5 protein-coding genes are annotated in these 3165 nt (G+C 38.0%); all 5 read left to right on the top strand.

Annotated features, from left to right (window positions below; all coding sequences use genetic code 11):
* Window positions 1-401 (top strand): hypothetical protein (locus tag J7338_RS20395; RefSeq protein WP_210798803.1); only part of this gene is annotated, 401 nt, incomplete at its 5' end.
* 104 nt (window positions 402-505) lie between these two features.
* On the top strand, window positions 506-1210 hold the full coding sequence (locus J7338_RS20390) for a hypothetical protein (RefSeq protein ID WP_210798802.1): 705 nt from the start codon (window positions 506-508) through the stop codon (window positions 1208-1210).
* A complete protein-coding gene (locus J7338_RS20385; RefSeq protein WP_210798801.1) occupies window positions 1210-1662 on the top strand; it encodes a hypothetical protein in 453 nt (150 codons plus the stop codon). The genes J7338_RS20390 and J7338_RS20385 overlap by 1 nt, the downstream gene beginning before the upstream one ends.
* 119 nt (window positions 1663-1781) lie before the next feature.
* Entirely contained in the window at window positions 1782-2285 is a 504-nt protein-coding gene (locus tag J7338_RS20380) for a GNAT family N-acetyltransferase (protein ID WP_210798800.1), read from the top strand.
* Between the two features lie 556 nt (window positions 2286-2841).
* Window positions 2842-3078 (top strand): hypothetical protein, encoded by a 237-nt coding sequence (locus J7338_RS20375; RefSeq protein ID WP_215909155.1) that lies wholly within the window; start codon window positions 2842-2844, stop codon window positions 3076-3078.
* Window positions 3079-3165: the final 87 nt, after the last annotated feature.

The raw sequence follows: 3165 nt of genomic DNA, 5'->3' as shown, positions 1-3165 counted from the left end.
GGTTTACTAGTTTGAATTTAGTTATCAAAGGATTAAGAAATGCAATCCTTACAGGTTGGGGATTGTCTTTTGCATATTTGTGGTATTTAGCAGACTTTAATGTGCTTTTCTCTCACTTGCTTTACGCTTCAGTATTAGGTGGTTTAGTAAGTGCATCTGCGTTAGTCTTTTATATGCTGCCTATACACCTTTGGTTAAGCCGTAGTGAGCTAGTTGGTTTACATTACTATTTAATGGTCGGTCTTGTTCCTTCTATTATATTTGTATTTATACCTTCTTTTACGGACGCAACGGGTAGGTTAATTATTGAATCAATAATAACTTATGCAGTTTTTGGTGTTACTTTAACAACAGTGTTCTGGTTTTCTGTATGTTATCGTAAACCTAACAAAACAAATTAAAAGTGCGGACAAAAAACAGTGGGCTTTGTTCGTACCTCACAAATTATAGTCCACTATTTTTAGCCGTTTATTTGCGGCGTTAGGACTACAAGAGGATCAATTGAATGAATCAGGTTTATGATAGAAGTTTATTGGAAGGCTCCTTATCTCAAATGGAGTCAGCCGCACTGAATTTTGCCCAAAGGTTTATAAATGATGGCAAGGTCCGGATGAGTTACATCAACCAAACCAGAAAATTGGCTCAAGAATACCGCGCAAAAGTTAGTTCTGGAGCAATAACGGCAGAAGAAGCAGCAAAGCAGGTTCAAGGAATACGAAACCAAATTCTTGAAGCACAACGTTTACGAACAAGTGATGTAGGAAAGGCGATAGCGGTAAAATTAAAGAAGACGGGATTAACACTATCAGAATTGACTGATAAATATGCGAAGAGCATGTTTGGCAAATCGTTTTCGAATTTATCCGCAGCAAATAAAAATAGGGTATATCTCGAGATTATAGAAAGTTCTGGTAGACCAAGACCATCTATGAATGCAGCGGCCAGTAAATATAGTAAGCTGGGCCGAGGATTGTTGATTGTTACTATCGGCGTTGCCGTTTACAACATCGCTGTTGCAGAAGATAAGGTAACTGCTACGGCGAGAGAGGGAGTAATAATCGGTGGAGGTTTCGCCGGAGGCGCTGCTGGCGGTGCGGTGGCAGGACTCGCTTGTGGGCCGGGTGCTCCTGTTTGTGTCACTATCGGGGTGTTTGTAGGAGGCGCATTGGGTGCGCTAGGTGCTGATTTTACTTTTGGGTGGTTTTTCTGATGCCCACAAAGGAAACAAATGAATTTCATGTAATAGATACGATAGAAAAACCTAATGAAACGCCAAGAGTGTTGCTTGAAAACAAAAATTTAAAAAAGCAATTTGAGGTTTCAGGAAAGGTGCTGGAAGCACAGTATCGAATTGGAAAAAACTTCCTTGTTCTGGTCACGGAAGGAAACCCTTTCGAAGAGGCGCTATACGTATACTATTTTAGCAATAGTTTACATCTCATGGATTCACTGGAGCTTTCTGCAATGTATTCGGAAGGAATGCTCAGAAATGTTACTCTTTCTGATTCAGGAGATATTATGTTTTCGTTTTTTGATAACGATGAGCAGTGGGTTTTGAAAGTATATTCACACCCTAAGTACGCTTTTTTCAATAACAAGTACCCAGTTAAAAGAAAAATGTCAGTTTTTCATAAAAATTGGCTGAGCTTAAAGAAGTCCTAACAAATTGCTGCACACGGACACATACTGCTACACTCGTTTTGTGTCTATCGCTGCGCTCCATTATCACACAAAACGCTCTCCGCAGTATGTGCCGGTGAGCAAGGCGTTGGTGAAACAATATGATTCCCAGCATTGAGACACAGCAACTTCGACTAATACCACCAAGTCTTGATTGTTTTGAACTATACAAATCATTTTATACTGATGTAATTGCGTCAGAAATGTATGGTGGGCCTATAGGTCTTGAACAAGTTTGGACTAGGTTAAAAGCCGATATAGGTTCATGGTACTTATTAGGTTATGGAGTGTGGGTTATACAGCAAAAATCTGATGATAGTCTTATTGGCACTTGCGGCTTTTGGAAAGGTAAAGATTGGTCAAAAGAGCTTACTTGGTGGGTTATGCCAGAAGGTCGAGGAAAAGGTGTGGCTACTGAAGCGTCAAAGGCCGCTATAGAGCATGCTTATATTAAGTTTAAATGGAGAACTGTTGAAACTTATATGAATGACGATAATATTGCTGCACGCTCTCTGGTAGAAAAGCTGGGTGGTAAAAAAGTAGATAGGAAAGTGTTTCCAGACGGTTTATTAAGGGACATATATCAGCTGCCAAAATCAGCCTAACAAGTCACACATAAAAAAACTGAAGATAAGTATCAAAAATTTAGAAATGTAAGCCGTCAAATTGCACAAGATGCATTACCAGCAGGTCTAATTGATGTAGTTAATTTAAAGCCTGTAGACTCTCTATCTTTAAGTCACTCAAAAAGGTGGGAAATTAGTGAAACTAGAAAAGATGATGCTAATTGGTTATGGGAAGATAGTATACCTGACTATTCATACCGCAATCCTAAAAGATTTGATTTAGCAATATGGTATGCTAATGCTCAACTATGTGGCCTCTGTATAGGTAAACCTACTTTTACAGGAGCGAGGTTACGATTAGATGTAATTGAAGGCTCCCCGTTAAATCATCCATTAAAAGGGAAAATAGTTTCAATTTCTATATCTGCTGCTGAAGCTTACGCTGATTTAATTGGTGCTGATCAAATACGTATAATGAGACCTTTAAATATAGAGCTTATCCGCTATTATCAAAGTCATGGTTTTACTTATCGACAAGGTAAAGCGAGTAATACACCATCATATTTATGGCGTAATTTATAAATAGGTACTAATTATGACAGAAAAACCAGAACCTGATACTCCTGAATTCGAAAAGTGGCTAAAGCAAAGAGCAAAAGAAAGAGCTGAAAAATTATTTGCCAAAGAAATGCCTCCTGAATTAGCTGAATTAGAAAAAGGAATTATTGCAGGTCCAAAAAATATTTCAGATATAATGCCAGAGAAATCAATTCCTGAAGATATTGCTATAGATAAGAGTAATAAGAAAAAACATTTAAAAGTAATTAAATAGTTCAGTTTTAAAAAACCGACTAACAAGCAAATCAACAGGACTAAAACTGCAGGCTCTTCGTTTCGCTCGATTTTAGCCCGTTATTTG

It is taken from the genome of Pseudoalteromonas ostreae (assembly GCF_018069805.1).
In the GTDB taxonomy this organism is placed as follows: Bacteria; Pseudomonadota; Gammaproteobacteria; order Enterobacterales; family Alteromonadaceae; genus Pseudoalteromonas; species Pseudoalteromonas ostreae.
Note: the sequence above shows the minus strand (reverse complement) of the source record. Positions and strands in the feature narration are given on the sequence as shown.